A 17587-nucleotide genomic window follows, 5' to 3' on the forward strand; every position below is an offset into this window, starting at 1 on the left:
CGTGAGTGGTTGTGCGCTTATTGTAGCGAGCGCGTTACAATCGTCCGAAACATTGAACGGATTTCCATGAACTTGTCCTTCGTGAAGCTGTTTTCGAAGCGCCCGGCGCGCACCTCCCGCGTGCCGCACGCTGTGTCCGCTCGCCGTCTGCTCGGCGCCGCAGCGCTTGCCGTGTGGGCGCTCGCCGCCATGCCGGCGCATGCCCAGGATCCCTCGCCGGATACGGACGACAACTCCGTGTCCATGCCCGATGCGTTAGGCGCGCCGACGGCTGACGATCAAAAGAATCTGCCTGACGTCGCGCTGTCGAGTCAGATCGTGTTCCAGGTGCTCGCGGCCGAAGTCGCGCTGCAGCGGGACCAGCCGGCGCCGGCGTATCAGACCTATCTGGCACTGGCGCGCGACACGCACGATCCACGCATGGCGCAACGCGCCACCGAAATCGCGCTGGCCGCCCAGAGTCCTTCGGACGCGCTGGCGGCTGCGCAATTGTGGCAGCAGTATGCGCCCACGTCGGAACGCGCGGCGCAACTCGATGCATCGCTACTCGTGTTGTCGGGCAAGCCCGACGACGCCGAGCCGCTGCTCGCACGCGAACTGGCGAAGGTGCCTGACGAGAACCGCGGCAGCGCCATCCTCGCGCTGCAATTGCTGGTGTCGCGCGGGCCGAATCGCGTCGGCGGCCTGCACGTGCTGCAGGATCTGCTCAAGAACGACATGAACCGGCCCGAGGCGCAACTGGCCATCGCCCGTCAGCAGATCGTGGCGGACGACGCACCGGGCGCACGCAAGTCGCTCGAGCAGGCGCTCACGCTCAAGCCCGACTATCTGCCGGCCGCGTTGACGCTGTCGCAGATGGGCCCGGAAGAGCGCAAGGAAGGCATCGCGTCGCTCGAAAAATACGTCGCGCAGAATCCGAAATCGCATGATGCGCGGCTTGCGCTGGCGCAGATGTACCTCGCAAGCGACCGTCTCGACGACGCGCAAAAGCAGTTCGAGGCGATGCACAAAGACAACGCGAACGACCTGACGCCGTTGATGGCGCTCGCGCTGATCGACATCCAGAAGAAGGATTTCGCGGGCGCGCAGCCGTATCTGGAACAGTACGCGCAGAAGGCGGAGAAAACGCCGGGCGCCGATCCGGGCCAGGCGTACATCTATCTCTCGCAGTTGGCGCTCGAGCAGAAGAACGACGCGGCCGCGAGCGACTGGCTCAACAAGATTTCACCCCAGAGCCAGCAATATATTCCTGCGCAGATCACGCGCGCCCAGTTGCTTGAAAAGCAGGGCAAGCCGGACGACGCCCGCAAGCTGCTCGCCGGTCTGCAGGCTCAGGATCCGCGCGATCAGGCCTTGATCGCGCGCACGGACGCGGCCATCCTGTTCGACGCGAAGCGCTATCAGGAAGCGGAAGACCGGCTGGCGCAGGCCACCGCGGACTACCCGGACGACCCCGATCTGACGTACGACTACGCGATGGCGGCCGAGAAGAACGGCCACTACGACACGATGGAAGCGCAGTTGCGCAAGCTGATCGAGACGCAGCCGGATAACCCGCAGGCCTACAACGCGCTGGGCTATTCGCTCGCCGATCGCGGCGTGCGGCTGCAGGAAGCGGACAAGCTGATCCAGAAGGCGTCGTCGCTGGCGCCGGACGACGCGTTCATCATGGACAGCGTGGGCTGGGTCAAGTATCGCCTCGGCGACACACCGGACGCACTCAAGCTGCTGCGCAAGGCCTACGACCTGCAGCCGAATGCGGAAATCGGCGCCCATCTGGGCGAAGTGCTGTGGAAGTCGGGCGCGCAGGATCAGGCGCGCGACGCCTGGCGCGAAGCGCGCAAGCTGGAACCTGACAACGATACGCTCCTCAAAACGCTCAAACGTTTTCAGGTCAACGATCTCTGATGCTCATTTCGAACCGCTCTACCCGTTTGTTCGGTCGCCCGTTCGTTAGTCCCCAGGCGCCGCGTCGCGCGGCGCTGGGGCTCGCCGTGGCGGCTGCCGTGGCACTGACCGGCTGTGCGTCGGTCAAGCCGCGTGAGCCGTCCACCTCGAACGCCACGACCTCCGTCACCGCGCAGACGAGCCGCGCCTATCACGGCCGCTTTGCCGTGCAGTACGTCGACCAGAACGGCCAGCAGCGCAACGCCTACGGCAACTTCGACTGGCAGGAAGCAGGCGACACGGTCACGCTGCAGTTGCGCAACCCGCTCGGCCAGACGCTCGCCATCGTCACGTCGTCGCCCGCCTCAGCTTCGCTTGAACTGCCGAATCGCCAGCCGCTCACCGCCGACAACGTGTCCACGCTGATGCAGAACGCGCTCGGCTTTGCGTTGCCGGTCGAAGGCCTGCGCTACTGGCTGCAGCCGTCGGCCGCGCCCAGCTCGCGGGCGAAGACCGAGCAGGATCCACAAGATCCGTCGCACCTGAAGGAAATCGTCCAGGACGGCTGGACCATCGACTATCTCGCGTATGCTGATGCACCGGCCACCGGCCTCAAGCGCGTCAACCTGAGCCGCGAGCAGCCGCCGCTCGACATCAAGCTCGTGCTCGACCAATAGACCGGTAAGCCGCGCCACTGCCCTTTGTCCTGAGTCATGATTGAAACGAACGATTCGCTGCGCGATTGCCTCGCGCCAGCGAAGCTGAATCTCTTCCTGCACATCACCGGTCGCCGGCCGGATGGTTATCACGCGCTGCAGACCGTGTTCCAGTTGCTCGACTGGGGCGATTCGCTGCATTTCACGCGCCGTGACGACGGCCGTGTCACGCGTAGCACCGACGTCTCCGGCGTGCCGCCGGAACACGACCTGACGGTGCGTGCCGCGCTGCTGCTGAAGCACCACACGGGCACGGCGGAAGGCGTCGACATCGAAATCGACAAGCGCCTGCCGATGGGCGCGGGCCTCGGCGGCGGCAGCTCGGACGCCGCCACGACACTGCTCGCGCTGAACCGTCTGTGGAAGCTCGATCTGCCGCGCGCGGAATTGCAGGCGCTCGCGCTGAAGCTCGGTGCGGATGTGCCGTTCTTTGTATTTGGAAAAAATGCGTTTGCAGAGGGTGTCGGAGAAGCGTTAGAGACTGTACAATTGCCCGCTCGTTATTTCCTAGTTGTGACGCCGCGGGTTCATGTTCCAACTGCAGCGATTTTTTCCGAAAAATCGTTGACAAGAGATTCAAAACCCCTCACAATTACGGACTTTCTTGCACAACATAGTTGCAGCGCAGAATGGCCAGACAGTTTCGGCCGCAATGACATGCAGCAGGTTGTCGTGGGAAAATACGCGGAAGTTGCGCAGGTGCTGGGATGGTTTGATAACATCGCGCCGGCGCGGATGACTGGATCGGGGGCAAGTGTTTTTGCCGCGTTCCGCAATCGCGATGAAGCAGAAGCGGCGCAAGCCAAACTGCCGAGCGAGTGGAACAGCGCAGTCACAGCAAGCCTGGATACACATCCACTCTTCGCTTTCGCGTCATAGGTTTTGCATCGTCGAGCGGTCCTACACGCTCGGTGAAGCTCAAAGTTAGTGTAGGGGAGTCGCCAAGTTGGTTAAGGCACCGGATTTTGATTCCGGCATTCGAGGGTTCGAGTCCTTCCTCCCCTGCCAAAAATTCTCGCAGTTCCTCGCCCCCCAGCCAGAAGCAGGTGCATGATGAGCAGCCATGACGGCCTGATGGTTTTTACTGGCAACGCGAATCCCGCGCTTGCACAAGAAGTCGTAAAAATCCTCGGTATCCCCCTCGGCAAAGCGATGGTCAGCCGTTTTTCGGACGGCGAAATCCAGGTCGAGATTCAGGAAAACGTACGTGGCAAGGATGTCTTCGTCCTGCAATCCACGTGCGCACCGGCGAACGACAACCTGATGGAACTGATGATCATGGTCGATGCGCTCAAGCGCGCATCCGCTGGCCGGATCACCGCTGCTATCCCCTACTTCGGCTATGCCCGTCAAGATCGTCGCCCGCGTTCGGCGCGCGTTGCGATCTCGGCCAAGGTTGTGGCGAACATGCTGGAAATCGCCGGCGTCGAGCGGATCATCACCATGGATCTGCACGCTGACCAGATTCAAGGTTTCTTCGACATCCCGGTCGACAACATCTACGCCACGCCTGTGCTGCTCGGCGATCTGCGCAAGCAGAATCACGAGAACCTGCTGGTCGTGTCGCCGGACGTTGGCGGCGTGGTCCGCGCCCGTGCGCTGGCGAAGCAACTGAACTGCGATCTCGCCATCATCGACAAGCGTCGCCCGAAGGCGAACATCGCTGAAGTGATGAACATCATCGGTGAAGTCGAAGGCCGTACCTGCGTGATCATGGACGACATGGTCGACACCGCCGGCACGCTCTGCAAGGCGGCTCAGGTGTTGAAGGAACGCGGCGCGATCAAGGTGTTCGCATACGCCACTCACCCGGTTCTGTCGGGCGGTGCTGGCGAGCGTATCGCGGCTTCCGCGCTCGACGAACTGGTCGTGACGGATACGATCCCGCTCGGCGAAGAAGCTCGCTCGTGCGCGAAGATCCGTTCGCTGACAAGCGCAGGTCTCTTGGCCGAAACGTTCTCGCGGATCCGCCGCGGCGATTCGGTGATGTCGCTGTTTGCAGAAAGTTAAGTATTTGCGAAGGCGCAACGTGCATTGAAACATCGCACGCTGCGCTTTTGCACAATCGGCATGAGCGAACGAAGGTTCGTGCCGTCGAGTCTGGGGCCTCAGCCATAATGGCATGAAGGCCCCGTTTTTACTGCCTGGTCGCGGGCAGTGCATTGGAGATTCAACATGAAAGTAGTCGCTTTCGAGCGTTCCCTGCAAGGTACGGGTGCGAGCCGCCGCCTGCGTATTTCCGGCAAGACGCCGGCAATCGTTTATGGCGCTGGTGCTGAACCGCAATTGATCGAACTCGATCACAACGCGCTGTGGCACGCCCTGAAGAAAGAAGTTTTCCATTCGTCGATTCTCGATCTGGAAATCGGCGATAAGGCGCAACAGGTTCTGCTGCGCGACGTGCAATACCACCCGTTCCGTCAGCTCGTGCTGCACGTGGACTTCCAGCGCGTCGATGCAACGAAGAAGCTGCACACCAAGGTGCCGCTGCACTTCATGAACCAGGAATCGAACCCGGCTGTCAAGCTGTCGGGCGCGGTGATCTCGCACGTTCTGAACGAAATCGAAATCGAGTGCCTGCCGTCGGCACTGCCTGAATTCCTCGAAGTCAACCTCGCAACGATCGAAGCTGGTCACACGATGCACGCCAAGGACATCGTCCTGCCGGCTGGTGTCGCACTGGTTGCACACGTTGAAGCTGAAAACCCGGTGGTCGCCTCCGCGACGATCCCGGCTGGCGCGATCGCCGAAGGCGACGCTGCTGCTGCAAGCGAAGGCGAAACGCCGGCCGCTTAAGCTGCATACAGCGAGCAATCCTCTCGATCCGTTTCAATGGAACGGACGATGTGACCCGCCGCGGTTCGCCCCGGCGGGTTTTTTTTGTTTTTTCGGGCCGCGCGGCACGCCACCGGCCTTTAACCCATCATGACTCAATCATGATCAAGCTGATCGTGGGGCTCGGCAACCCGGGCGCCGAATATACCGCGACGCGTCACAACGCCGGTTTCTGGCTGGTCGATCAACTGGCGCGCGAAGCCGGCACTACCTTGCGTGACGAACGCCGCTTTCACGGTTTCTACGCGAAGGCTCGCTTGCATGGCGAAGAGGTGCACCTGCTCGAGCCGCAGACGTACATGAACCGCTCGGGGCAGTCGGTTGTCGCGCTTGCCCATTTCTTCAAGATCCTGCCCGACGAGATTCTCGTCGCGCACGACGAACTCGATCTGCCGCCCGGCACCGTCAAGCTGAAGCTCGGCGGCGGTAGCGGCGGGCACAATGGCCTGAAGGACATTTCCGCGCATCTGTCGTCGCAACAGTATTGGCGGCTGCGCATCGGCATCGGCCATCCGCGCGATCTGATCCCCGAAAGCGCGCGCGCCGGCGCCAAGCCCGACGTCGCCAACTACGTGCTGAAGCCGCCGCGCCGCGAAGAGCAGGACGTGATCGACGCGTCGATCGAACGTGCGCTTGTGCAGATGCCGCTCGTTGTCAAAGGCGAGCTCGACCGGGCGGTCATGCAGTTGCATCGCAACGCGTAGGCGGCGGGTTTCGCCGCGATTGCCCGGCTATCATCAGGATCGAATCGCAGCCATCTATTGGAGGCCCGCTTGAGCCGCTACTGGAGTGACATCGTTAGTCGTCTGACGCCGTATGTGCCGGGTGAACAGCCCGCACTCGCCCATCCCGTCAAGCTCAATACCAACGAGAACCCGTATCCGCCGTCGCCGCGCGTGCTGGCGGCGATCCGTCACGAACTCGGCGACAGCGCGGAATCGCTGCGCCTTTATCCCGATCCGACTGCGCGCAAACTGCGCGAGACCGTCGCGGCACACCACGGCATCCGCGCCGAGCAGGTGTTCGCCGGCAACGGTTCGGACGAGGTGCTCGCTCTGACGTTCCAGGCGCTGCTCAAGCACGACAAGCCCATCCTGTTCCCGGACATCACGTACAGCTTCTATCCGACGTACGCGCGGCTCTTCGAGGTCGACTACCGCACCCTCCCCGTCGACGATGCATTCGCCATCCGCGTCGACGACTACGTTTTGCCCAACGGCGGCGTCCTCTTGCCGAATCCGAACGCGCCGACGGGCCACCCCTTGCCGCTCGCCGAGATCGAACGGCTGGTGGCGCGGCATGCGGAATCCGTAGTGGTGGTCGACGAAGCGTATGTGGATTTCGGCGGACAATCGGCGGTTTCGCTGATCGACCGCTATCCGAATCTGCTGGTGGTGCAGACGGTCTCGAAGTCGCGCTCGCTGGCCGGCATGCGGGTGGGATTTGCGTTCGGCAATGTGGCGCTGATCGAGGCGTTGACCCGCGTCAAGGACAGCTTCAACTCGTATCCGCTCGACCGGCTCGCCCAGGTCGCGGCGATTGCCGCCTACGAAGACGACGCGTGGTTCCGCAATAGTTGCGCGAAAGTCGTCGCGAGCCGCGAGCGTCTTTCCGCAGGCTTGACGGCGCTTGGCTTCAACGTCGTACCGTCAGGAGCGAATTTCGTGTTCGCTCGCCATGAAGGCTACGACGCGGCCACGCTCGCCGCCCGGCTGCGGGACAAGGAGATTTTCGTGCGCCATTTCAAGGCACCGCGGATCGATCAGCACTTGCGCATTTCGATTGGCACCGACGCAGAATGCGACACGCTGCTCGATGCATTGCAGGACGTGTTTCGCGCTTACGTGGGATAAGTGGACTGCGTGGGACAGGTGCATGCGCCGCCTCGCCCACGCACCCTCAGGCCTTCGCGGCCTGCAACGCGTGGTACTTCGCCATCAGGCCTTCAGGCGTCTCCAGATGCTCCGGGTCGCGCGGAATGCATTCCACCGGGCACACCTGGATACACTGCGGCTCGTCGAAATGACCGACGCATTCGGTGCATTTCTTCGGATCGATCACATAGATTTCCGGGCCCATCGAAATGGCGTCGTTCGGGCACTCAGGCTCGCAGACGTCGCAATTGATGCACTCGTCGGTAATCATCAGGGCCATACTTCTCTCACTTCACGCCGGCGCAAGGCCGGCTGTCATTCCGTCAAGACCACAGTTTACGCCGGTTAGGACTGCCCTGCCTGGCCATTGTCCTGATCCAGCAAGGCCACCTTGTCCTTCAGCCATTTTTCGACGGACGGGAACACGAACTTGCTGACGTCGCCGCCCAATTGCGCAATCTCGCGCACGATGGTGCCGGAGATGAACTGGTATTGATCGGACGGCGTCATGAACATGGTTTCGACGTCGGGCAGCAGATAGCGGTTCATGCCGGCCATCTGAAACTCGTATTCGAAGTCCGACACGGCGCGCAGGCCGCGCACGATGACGCGGGCGTTATTGCTGCGGACGAAATCCTTCAATAACCCCTTGAAGCTCATGACCTGCACGTTCGGATAGTGACCGAGCACTTCGTGGGCGATATCGAGGCGCTCTTCGAGCGTGAAGAACGGCTTCTTGTTGCGGCTGTCGGCGACGCCTACCACCAGCGTGTCGAAAATACTCGACGCGCGCCGAACGAGGTCTTCGTGACCGCGCGTCAGCGGGTCGAACGTACCCGGGTACACGGCGACTACCATGAGACTTCTCCTCTCTTCAGACAAATGGGCACGTCAAGCACGCCCGCAGGACGCGTTTGCCGCCGGTCGCGCGCGTGACGGCTAGCCGTCCGGCGCTTGTTTTAGAACGCGCATTATTCCTCATTTTCGCGCTGCAGCAAATGATAGTGGACCGCTCCCGCCTTGCCCTGCCGCACGATGGTCCAGCCCGCCAGCGCGGGCGTCTGTGCGATCTCGAGCGCCTCGCCGGCTTCCACATAGAGGAATCCTTCGGCGCTGACGAGCCGCACCGCCAGCTCCAGCGCGCGGCCCAGCAGGTCGGAGTCGAACGGCGGGTCGAGGAACACCACGTCGAACGACGCGGGCGCAAGGCTTGCCGCGAGGCGCAGTGCGTCGGCCTCGGCGACTTCAATCGTGTTGGGCGCGAGGCGCGCCTGGTTGGCGCGCAACTGCCCGGCTGCCTTCGCGTGGCGCTCGACCATCAGAACCCGGGCCGCGCCGCGCGACGCCGCCTCGAAGCCCAGCGCGCCGCTGCCGGCGAACAGGTCCAGACAGCGCAGGCCGTCGAGCCGCTGGCCGAGCCAGTTGAAGAGCGTTTCGCGCACGCGGTCCGGCGTGGGGCGCAGACCGTCGAGGTCGAGCACGGGCAACGGCGTGCGCTTCCAGTCGCCGCCAATGATGCGGATGGCGTGCGGCTTGCCGCGGTTGGACGACGCGCTGTGCTGACGGGGTGCAGAAGTACGGGGCATGCAGATTCGAACAGTTGAACAGGTTAGGCGATTTGCCCGCAGGCGCTTGCTGGCACCGGGGTTGGAGCGCCAACGTTACCACATGGGGGCACGCATCTCACCCTGGCCGGACGGCTAATGCTATCCATGCGGGCTTGCCTGATAAAATAAGCGGCTTCCAGCGCCTTGCATCCCGCATTGCCACGCTGCCTGCCGCTGCCACCGGTGTTCGCCGGCTGCGCGCACCGGCGCTCGCTCTCACCACGCCAGACCATGTTCAGCTTTTTCAAACGATTCAAGGGTTCGAAAGAGCCCGACGCAACGCCCGAGGAGTCGCAGACGGCGCCGGAATCCGTTGCGCCTGCCGGGACGCAGCGTAGCGCCTCGCCAGCCTCCGCAGCCGCCGTGGAGCGGCCATCAGCGCCAGCAGCTCCCAAGGCCGTAGCTGCGCCGCAGCCGGCCAGTGTCAATGGCGCGCAAGCGGCACCCACCCTCAGCCGGCCGCAAACGCCGCTTCAGGCAGAACCTGACGAAAGCGCGCTCGAAACCGTCGAGATCGTGCCGCCGCCGCTGCCCGAAGCCTCGGCGAAGAAGTCCTGGCTCACGCGCCTGAAGAGCGGCCTGTCGAAGACCAGTTCGAACCTGACGGGCATCTTCGTCGGCACCAAGATCGACGAGGACCTGTACGAGGAACTCGAAACTGCCCTGCTGATGTCCGACGCCGGCGTCGACGCCACCGAATTCCTGCTCGAATCGCTCCGCGAAAAAGTGCGCGCCGAGCGGCTGAGCGATCCGCAGCAGGTCAAGACCGCGCTGCGCACGCTGCTGATCGACCTGCTCAAGCCGCTTGAAAAATCCCTGATGCTCGGCCGCGCCCAGCCGCTCGTGATGATGATCGCGGGCGTGAACGGCGCGGGCAAGACCACCAGCATCGGCAAGCTGGCGAAGCATCTGCAGAGCTTCGATCAGTCCGTGCTGCTCGCCGCCGGCGACACGTTTCGCGCCGCCGCCCGCGAACAGCTCGCGATCTGGGGCGAACGCAACAACGTGACGGTCGTATCGCAGGAAAGCGGCGATCCGGCCGCGGTGATCTTCGACGCGGTGGGCGCCGCGCGCGCGCGCAAGATCGACGTGCTGATGGCCGACACGGCCGGTCGTTTGCCGACCCAGTTGCATCTCATGGAAGAGCTGCGCAAGGTCAAGCGCGTGATCGGCAAGGCCATGGACAGCGCGCCGCACGAGGTGCTGCTCGTCATCGACGCGAACACCGGTCAGAACGCCCTCACGCAAGTGAAAGCATTCGACGACGCGCTGGGCCTCACCGGTTTGATCGTCACCAAGCTCGACGGCACGGCCAAGGGCGGCATTCTTGCGGCGATTGCACGGCAACGGCCGATCCCGGTGTACTTCATTGGAGTCGGCGAGAAGGTCGAAGATTTGCAGCCGTTCAGCGCGGAAGAGTTTTCCGACGCGTTGCTGGGCGGTTGACCAGCAACGCGGCCAAAAGGGCTGCAGGCAAGCCGCACAATCACCGCACCAACAAAGAGGGCACCCCGCGGGGTGCCCTCTTTGCTTCTAGTTTGACCACCAGCCAAACCGGCCAGTCAGTCAGCTACCTTCGTCACTCCGCATCCGGCTGCACACCAGGCGCCGCCCGCGCGAACGCGTCGAGTTGCGACGCGTGATCGTGAATGCGCTGGATCGTCGGAAATCGCGTCACGTCGATCTTGAAGCGTTGTGCGTTGAACACCTGCGGTACGAGACACGCATCGGCGAGCGTCGGCGTGTCGCCGAAGCACAGCTTGCCGGTCCGCGAATCGCCGGCCAGATGCCGTTCGAGCGTCGTAAAACCCGCCTCGACCCAGTGACGATACCAGGCGTCCTTGGTCTCGTCGTCGGTGCCCACCGTGTGCTTCAGATACTTCAGCACCCGCAGGTTGTCCAACGGATGAATCTCGCAGGCAATCTGCAGCGCCACCGAGCGCACATAGGCACGATCGGCCGGCGCCTTCGGCAATAACGGCGGCTCGGGATGCGTCTCCTCCAGATACTCGATGATCGCGAGCGACTGCTGCAGCACGTTGTCGCCATCCACCAGCGTGGGCACCACCCCATCCGGATTCAGCTTGCGATACTCCGGCTTGAGCTGCTCACCGCCATCGCGCAGCATGTGGATAGGCGCATAGTCGTACGGCAGATTCTTCAGGTTCAGCGCAATGCGCACGCGATACGACGCCGAGCTCCGAAAATAGCTATAAAGCTTCATATTGATTTGTCTCCTCCCCACCGTGATTTCAGACGACCCGCACGCTGAACTCGCCTAGCCCGTCCACGCCACCTTTCATCGTATCGCCCTTCACCACCGCGCCGACGCCTTCAGGCGTGCCCGTGAAGATCAGATCGCCGGGGTACAGTTCGTACAGCGTCGACAGGTAAGCCACCGTCTCCGCCACCGACCAGATCAGTTGCGACACGTCCGAACGCTGCTTTTCCTCACCGTTGACGTTCAGCCAGATCGCGCCCTTGCCGACCTGTCCCACTGTCGACACCGGATGGATCGGACCCAGCGGCGCCGAGTGATCGAAGCCCTTCGCGGTGTCCCAGGGACGGCCCAGCTTCTTCGCTTCAGCCTGCAGATCGCGACGCGTCATGTCGAGTCCGAGCGCATAGCCGTAGACATGCTCAAGCGCCTGCTCGACCGGAATGTCCTTGCCGGCCTTGCCGATGGCGGCGACCAGTTCCATTTCGAAATGGACGTTCTTCGACTGCGCCGGATACGGGAATTGGCCGGTCTCGCCTGGTGCGACATAGACCACGGCGTCGGCGGGCTTGCTGAAGAAGAACGGCGGCTCACGGTCAGGGTCGTGCCCCATCTCGCGCGCGTGCGCCTCGTAATTGCGGCCCACACAGTAGATGCGGCGCACCGCGAACTGATCGCTGGACCCCACGACCGGCACCGCGACCACCGGTGCGGGAGCAAACACGTAACTCATCCCGTTCTCCAATCTTTAGTAAGCGCCGCGGGCGCGGCAATAAAACGTTGAGTGTAACGCGCAGGGAAACATGGGTGGCGCGAGGAAGGCACAAACGCGCCGCCCAGCGGGCCTTATGGCCGGATGGCCATACCGCCGCCATCTTCCCGCCAGCTTGCAAGATCGCTGCAGATGCGATACTCACTACAGGTACCGCTTCGAGTGCCGCCTCCGGCACGGCCGGCGGCAGCACCTTAACCTTTGAATACCGTGACCAACCGCGTCGAGCGCGAGGCCACCCAGCCACACTGAACCCGATGACCGAATCAGCCGAAACCGTTGCCTCCGAGTTCCCCTGCGCCCGCTTTATCAAGGAGATCGGCCGCGGCCCGAACGGCGCCCGCGCGCTCACGTCCGAGGACACGCACGCGCTCTATCGCGCGATGCTCGACGGACGCGTCGGCGATCTGGAGCTCGGCGCGGTGCTGCTGGCCTACCGGGTGAAAGGCGAAACCGCCGACGAACTCGCCGCGATGCTGGCGGCCGCTCACGCCTCGTTCGAACCGATCCAGATTGCGCACGGCGCCTACCGGCCGGTGTCCATTCCCAGCTACAACGGCGCGCGCAAGCAGCCCAATCTGGTGCCGCTGCTCGCGCTGCTGCTGGCCCGTGAAGGCGTCCCGGTGCTCGTGCACGGCGTCAGCGAAGATCCGGGCCGCGTGACCAGCGCGGAAATTTTCACGCATCTGCAGATTGCGCACGCGCAAAGCCACGCGGAGATCGAAGACAACCTCGCCGCGCGCCGGCTAGCCTTTGCGCCAATCACCGCTCTCGCGCCGAAGCTCGCGCGCCTGCTCGCCTTACGGCGCCGAATGGGCGTGCGCAATTCCACCCATACGCTCGTCAAGATCCTGCAGCCGTTCGCGCCGGCGGGGCTGCGGCTCGTCAACTACACGCATCCGCCCTATCGCGAGAGTCTCACCCAGTTGTTCAGCACACATCCGGATGCCGCCGCCGGCGGTGCGCTGCTCGCGCGCGGCACCGAGGGCGAAGCGGTGGCCGATACGCGCCGCCAGGTCCAGATCGACTGGCTGCACGACGGCATCTGCGACACGCGGGTGGCGGCCGAACGCTCGTCGGCCGACGCGCCTGAAGTGGAACTGCCGGAAGCGCGCGACGCCGCGACCACCGCCGCATGGATCGACGCCGTGCTGCGCGGCGAGGCGCCGGTGCCGGGCGCGATCGAGCGGCAGATCGAAGTGATCGTGGATATCGCCAGAACCCCGCTATGACGGGCGTCGCGGTATCGCCGAAACCGCAGTCATGACGGGCGTCACGGCGTGCTAAAGCCCGGCGCGCGACGCCGTGCAACGTGTCATTGCGCGGATCGGCGGTTGACACGCCGCGGCTCGCTCGCATACATTGGACCCATGCGTTCCCTTCCGAACACCCTCCGAATTACCTCCGGCCGCCTAGCGCGGCCCCTATCGCTACGTCTAGCGTAAGCCAGGCGTAGCGCCGCGCGTTGGCCGCCTCCGCGGCTCAGGCCCGGTCCTCAAAGCAGTTCCCGTAGTTCAGCGTCACCCCAAACCGTCGTTCCTTTTACAACCTGTCAGTCGTCTGCATTCGTCCGTTTACCCTTCGGACGAGTCGCGAGGGTCACATGCACGTTGCCTCTGCATCACTCAATCCCTTTACCGGCGTCATGATCGCCATGATGTGCCTTGTCCGCGCCCGTTCGTTGCTCCCGCTAGCGCCCGGCTGGCGGGCCGTGCACCTGTGGCAGCCCGCCCGCCGCTCGACGCCACACCCCTTGGCATCCAACGAAACGAACGAGGCTCACCATGTTGCGCAACCCCGCTGAAAAATACCGCCCCTTCCCCGCCGTCCGTTTGACCGGCCGAAAATGGCCCAGCCGCACGATCCAGCAGGCGCCGGTCTGGATGAGCACCGATCTGCGCGATGGCAACCAGGCGCTGATCGAACCCATGAACAGCGCGCAAAAGCTCGAATTCTTCGAGATGCTGGTCGCGATCGGCTTCAAGGAAATCGAAGTCGGCTTTCCGTCGGCTTCGCAGACCGACTTCGATTTCGTGCGCAAGCTGATCGACGAAAAACGCATTCCCGACGACGTGACGATCGAAGTGCTCGTCCAGGCACGCGAGGAACTGATCGCGCGCACCTTCGAGGCGCTCGACGGCGTGCCGCGCGCGATCGTGCATCTCTACAACGCGATCGCGCCGTCGTTCCGCAAGATCGTCTTCAACCAGTCGAAGGATGAGGTGAAAGCGCTCGCGGTCGAGGGCACCCGGCTCATCAAGCAGTACGCGCAAGCGCGGCCGCAGACGCACTGGATCTACCAGTACTCGCCGGAAACCTTCAGCATGACCGAGCTGCCGTTTGCCCGCGAGGTGTGCGACGCGGTCGCGCAAACGTGGCGGCCCACGCGCGATCACAAGATGATCGTGAACCTGCCCGCCACAATCGAGTCCGCCACCCCGAACGTGTACGCCGATCAGATCGAATGGATGGACCGCAACCTCGGCTACCGGGACAGCATCGTGTTGTCGGTGCATCCGCATAACGACCGCGGCACCGCGGTCGCGGCCGCCGAGCTCGCGCTGATGGCCGGCGCCGACCGCATCGAAGGCTGCCTGTTCGGCAATGGCGAACGCACCGGCAACGTCGACCTCGTCACGCTCGCGATGAACCTCTACTCGCAGGGCATCGACCCGGGCCTCGATTTCTCGGACATCGACGCCGTGCGCCGCGTGGTGGAGCGTTGCAACCAGTTGCCCGTGCATCCGCGCCATCCGTACGCCGGCGACCTCGTCTATACGGCGTTCTCCGGCTCGCATCAGGACGCCATCCGCAAGGGCTTCGCGCAGCAGGCGCCGGAAGCCGTCTGGGAGGTGCCGTACCTGCCGGTCGACCCGGCCGATGTAGGACGCAGCTATGATGCCGTGATCCGCGTCAACAGCCAGTCGGGCAAGGGCGGCTCGACCTATCTGCTCGAGCGCGGTATGGGCTTCACGCCGTCGCGCCGCGTGCAAATCGAGTTCAGCCAGGCCGTGCAGGCGGCCGCGGATCACAGCGGCGCCGAGATAAGCGGCGAGGCGATCTGCGCGTTGTTCGCGCGGGAATACTTCGAGGTTGCCGGGCCGGCGCGGCGCGTCAATGCGTCGACGGTCCGGTGGGAGAACCGCGACTTCAGCGTGGCTGCGGCGAAACCTGCGCGCGGCACGCAGGGGCAGGGGCAGGGGCAATACGAAGCGGTTGAGCAACACGCCCAGCGTGTTACCGCCGCGCTCGCGACCGCCTCAGAGCAGCCTGTCGAACTCACCTCGGTGGAAAGCACGCGTACAGCAGACGGCCGCACGGCCGTGTTCGTGGGCTGCCGCGTCGGTGAACAGGGAGTCCGTTACGGCGTTGGGGTCAGCCCGGAGGATGTAGCCGCAGTCGTGGACGCGGTTGTCAGCGCGGTCAACCGGGCCTGCGGGGCGAATCGGGCCGTGTGGCAAGAGCCTGACCGTCGAGCCGCAGCCTGAGGTCCACGTGTCGGCCAGCAGGCATGCAAAGGCAGGCGAAAGCTTGAGCGGGCGCGGCACGATCTGCCGCCTCCGTGCGCGGGCCGCTCAAAAAGCGGCCTGACGAAAGAAGCCCACCGGCCTCACTCGATCGCGCAACGCGTCGCCTGCCATGCCACCAGCCGCCAATGCCCGTCCACCTGAGCGTGGATCGCGGTATAGGCAATCGGAAACAGCAACGCGCCGTTGTTCGCCTCCATCTCGATCAGCGCGCGGCCGGTCACGATAAAGGTCTCGCGGCCGGCCGGCAGCACATCCTGCGACTGGATCTCGATCTGCCGGTAGCGGCGGCGCCCGGCCGTGATCCCGTCGATGAACTGCTGCTTCGTTTCGCGTTTGCCATTCGTATGGATATAGCTCACGTTGTCGGAGAGCAGCGTGTCGAGCAACGGCCCGTTACCGTCGACCATCGCGCGAAAACGGTCGCGCTCGAGTCCACGAATCGCTTCGATCACCTTTTCGGCCATTGCTCAGCCCCTTTGCCTCGACGGGCCGACAGTGGCCACGGTCGTCAGAAGTTACGTTGCAAATATAGCTGGCTGAAATTTATACCAGGATTCGGCTCTTTGATACCGCTGTTCGCCAGGTGCTGAATCCGGTAGCTCGCCAGGTGCGCTGGACGGCTGCCGGGCAGCCATCCGATCGAATTCGGCCCCGCCCCAGGCCGGAATCCGCCCTTCCCGGTGCGGTTCGCCCCCGCCAGACACCGAGTAAACCCTCTATATATTGGGGGCCACAAGAGCAATAAATCATAAGAAGAAAGCCTGAAACCGCCGGATTGCTGCCCCAAACCTCAAAAAACCGGTGATTCCGCACAGACAGATGCGTATCCACAGCAAATCCTACGCTCATCCCCGGGAAGTTGCAGAAGGCGTATGATGCTATTGAAAATCAAATTTCGATAGCCATGCGGGAACCGGGATACCCCCACGCACTCTAAGTATTAGCACTCGGTAATTCAGAGTGCTAACATCCACGCTGGAGTCGAAGTTCGACTGAGCAATTTGCTGATTCCAAGGAGTTTTCTACGTGAGCAACGCAATGACCCTTCCGAGTACTCTAAGCCCGTCGTCGGCTAAGGCCGCTTCGGCAGGTGCACTGGCGCTCTCGCATTCTTCGCTGCTGCCCGGTCAACTGGGCAATATCGACGCCTACATCCAGGCCGTGAACCGGATTCCGATGCTGACGCCGGCGGAAGAACGCCAGTTCGCCACTGAATTCCGCGACCAGGCCAATCTGGAGTCTGCGCGCCGCCTTGTCCTGTCGCACCTGCGGCTGGTGGTTTCGATCGCGCGTAACTATCTGGGCTACGGCCTGCCGCATGCCGACCTGATCCAGGAAGGCAATATCGGCCTGATGAAGGCCGTGAAGCGCTTCGACCCGGAGCAGAACGTACGTCTCGTGTCGTATGCCATGCACTGGATCAAGGCTGAGATTCACGAATACATCCTGCGCAACTGGCGCATGGTGAAGGTCGCCACCACCAAGGCGCAGCGCAAGCTGTTCTTCAACCTGCGCAGCCACAAGCAGGGCTTGGGCGCGTTCACGCCGGACGAGATCGAAGGTCTCGCCAAGGAACTGAACGTCAAGCGCGAGGAAGTGGCCGAGATGGAAACGCGGCTGTCCGGCGGCGACATCGCACTGGAAGGCCAGGTCGAGGACGGTGAGGAATCGTACGCGCCCATCGCCTATCTGGCCGATTCGCATAGCGAACCGACGGCTGTGCTCGCCGCGCGTCAGCGCGACAAGCTGCAGAGCGACGGTATCGCCAGCGCGCTGGAATCGTTGGATGCACGCAGCCGCCGCATCATCGAAGCGCGCTGGCTGCACGTCGAAGACGACGGCTCGGGCGGTTCCACGCTGCATGATCTCGCCGACGAATTCGGCGTGTCGGCCGAGCGGATTCGCCAGATCGAAGCCAGCGCCATGAAGAAAATGCGCAGCGCATTGAACGAGTACGCTTAACGCCCAACACGGCGCACACGGCACCCTCCGGTGCCCTGTCAGACACTAGCCCTGCCTTCGTAAGACGGCAGGGCTTTTTCTTGCTCCCGTGGAAATCGCACCCCGTTTCCTTGACGTATCGCAAGCTTGCTTGTATTACTGAGATGGACGGCACCCTTCCGCGACCCAATGCCACGGTCGCGAACT

Annotated in this window: 18 protein-coding genes and 1 tRNA gene; 12 read left to right on the forward strand and 7 right to left on the reverse strand. The window is 63.4% G+C overall.

What is annotated here, in order from left to right:
- Positions 1-66 precede the first annotated feature (66 nt).
- The 8 genes from P3T42_RS24325 (at position 67) to hisC (ending at position 7291) form a co-directional block, all read left to right on the forward strand.
- Positions 67-1908 (forward strand): tetratricopeptide repeat protein, encoded by a 1842-nt coding sequence (locus P3T42_RS24325; protein WP_074300862.1) that lies wholly within the window; start codon positions 67-69, stop codon positions 1906-1908.
- Positions 1908-2564: a lipoprotein insertase outer membrane protein LolB gene (lolB, locus tag P3T42_RS24330; protein ID WP_074300863.1), complete on the forward strand. Its 657-nt coding sequence runs from the start codon at positions 1908-1910 to the stop codon at positions 2562-2564. Before P3T42_RS24325 ends, lolB begins: the two co-directional genes overlap by 1 nt.
- A 36-nt stretch (positions 2565-2600) precedes the next feature.
- Positions 2601-3482, forward strand: coding sequence for a 4-(cytidine 5'-diphospho)-2-C-methyl-D-erythritol kinase (gene ispE / locus P3T42_RS24335; RefSeq protein WP_074300864.1), 882 nt, complete (start codon positions 2601-2603; stop codon positions 3480-3482).
- 52 nt (positions 3483-3534) lie between these two features.
- Positions 3535-3611, forward strand: a tRNA-Gln gene (locus tag P3T42_RS24340).
- A gap of 45 nt (positions 3612-3656) precedes the next feature.
- Positions 3657-4613 (forward strand): ribose-phosphate pyrophosphokinase, encoded by a 957-nt coding sequence (locus tag P3T42_RS24345; protein ID WP_074300865.1) that lies wholly within the window; start codon positions 3657-3659, stop codon positions 4611-4613.
- A gap of 165 nt (positions 4614-4778) precedes the next feature.
- Complete coding sequence (locus P3T42_RS24350) at positions 4779-5399, forward strand: 50S ribosomal protein L25/general stress protein Ctc (protein WP_074300866.1); 621 nt, start codon at positions 4779-4781, stop codon at positions 5397-5399.
- A gap of 140 nt (positions 5400-5539) precedes the next feature.
- Positions 5540-6142: an aminoacyl-tRNA hydrolase gene (pth, locus tag P3T42_RS24355; protein ID WP_074300867.1), complete on the forward strand. Its 603-nt coding sequence runs from the start codon at positions 5540-5542 to the stop codon at positions 6140-6142.
- A 69-nt stretch (positions 6143-6211) separates the two neighbouring features.
- Positions 6212-7291 (forward strand): histidinol-phosphate transaminase, encoded by a 1080-nt coding sequence (hisC, locus tag P3T42_RS24360; protein WP_429307467.1) that lies wholly within the window; start codon positions 6212-6214, stop codon positions 7289-7291.
- A 46-nt stretch (positions 7292-7337) separates the two neighbouring features.
- On the opposite strand, the gene P3T42_RS24365 is transcribed toward hisC, so the two are convergent.
- The 3 genes from P3T42_RS24365 to rsmD form a co-directional block, all read right to left on the reverse strand.
- Positions 7338-7592 carry a YfhL family 4Fe-4S dicluster ferredoxin gene (locus tag P3T42_RS24365; protein WP_074263289.1) on the reverse strand — a complete coding sequence of 85 codons (255 nt, stop codon included), beginning with the start codon at positions 7590-7592 and terminating at the stop codon, positions 7338-7340.
- 65 nt (positions 7593-7657) lie between these two features.
- Positions 7658-8170 (reverse strand): pantetheine-phosphate adenylyltransferase, encoded by a 513-nt coding sequence (gene coaD / locus P3T42_RS24370; RefSeq protein WP_074300869.1) that lies wholly within the window; start codon positions 8168-8170, stop codon positions 7658-7660.
- A 113-nt stretch (positions 8171-8283) separates the two neighbouring features.
- Positions 8284-8898, reverse strand: a complete 615-nt coding sequence (gene rsmD / locus P3T42_RS24375; protein WP_074300870.1) for a 16S rRNA (guanine(966)-N(2))-methyltransferase RsmD — start codon at positions 8896-8898, stop codon at positions 8284-8286.
- A 252-nt stretch (positions 8899-9150) separates the two neighbouring features.
- Between rsmD and ftsY the strand changes: the two genes are divergently transcribed.
- Positions 9151-10365, forward strand: a complete 1215-nt coding sequence (gene ftsY, locus P3T42_RS24380) for a signal recognition particle-docking protein FtsY (RefSeq protein WP_429307468.1) — start codon at positions 9151-9153, stop codon at positions 10363-10365.
- 133 nt (positions 10366-10498) lie between these two features.
- Here the strand turns inward: ftsY and maiA are convergent, their stop codons facing one another.
- Both maiA and P3T42_RS24390 read right to left on the reverse strand, forming a co-directional pair.
- Entirely contained in the window at positions 10499-11143 is a 645-nt protein-coding gene (maiA, locus tag P3T42_RS24385) for a maleylacetoacetate isomerase (protein WP_429307469.1), read from the reverse strand.
- A gap of 28 nt (positions 11144-11171) precedes the next feature.
- On the reverse strand, positions 11172-11870 hold the full coding sequence (locus P3T42_RS24390) for a fumarylacetoacetate hydrolase family protein (protein ID WP_074300873.1): 699 nt from the start codon (positions 11868-11870) through the stop codon (positions 11172-11174).
- A 296-nt stretch (positions 11871-12166) separates the two neighbouring features.
- Here P3T42_RS24390 and ybiB point away from each other — a divergent pair, with 296 nt between their 5' ends.
- Together ybiB and leuA are read left to right on the forward strand one after the other, a co-directional pair.
- On the forward strand, positions 12167-13141 hold the full coding sequence (gene ybiB, locus P3T42_RS24395; RefSeq protein WP_429307470.1) for a DNA-binding protein YbiB: 975 nt from the start codon (positions 12167-12169) through the stop codon (positions 13139-13141).
- Between the two features lie 552 nt (positions 13142-13693).
- Positions 13694-15397, forward strand: coding sequence for a 2-isopropylmalate synthase (gene leuA, locus P3T42_RS24400; RefSeq protein WP_429307471.1), 1704 nt, complete (start codon positions 13694-13696; stop codon positions 15395-15397).
- Positions 15398-15519: 122 nt separating this feature from the next.
- Here the strand turns inward: leuA and P3T42_RS24405 are convergent, their stop codons facing one another.
- A complete protein-coding gene (locus tag P3T42_RS24405) occupies positions 15520-15903 on the reverse strand; it encodes a nuclear transport factor 2 family protein (protein WP_074300876.1) in 384 nt (127 codons plus the stop codon).
- 44 nt (positions 15904-15947) lie between these two features.
- The gene (locus tag P3T42_RS24410; RefSeq protein WP_429307531.1) at positions 15948-16079 is read right to left on the reverse strand and encodes an acyloxyacyl hydrolase; all 132 of its coding nucleotides are present in this window, start codon (positions 16077-16079) and stop codon (positions 15948-15950) included.
- A gap of 386 nt (positions 16080-16465) precedes the next feature.
- Here P3T42_RS24410 and rpoH point away from each other — a divergent pair, with 386 nt between their 5' ends.
- Positions 16466-17401 carry an RNA polymerase sigma factor RpoH gene (gene rpoH, locus P3T42_RS24415; protein ID WP_074300878.1) on the forward strand — a complete coding sequence of 312 codons (936 nt, stop codon included), beginning with the start codon at positions 16466-16468 and terminating at the stop codon, positions 17399-17401.
- Positions 17402-17587: the final 186 nt, after the last annotated feature.

Source organism: Paraburkholderia sp. GAS38 (genome assembly GCF_050434965.1).
GTDB classification, from domain to species: Bacteria; Pseudomonadota; Gammaproteobacteria; order Burkholderiales; family Burkholderiaceae; genus Paraburkholderia; species Paraburkholderia phenazinium_A.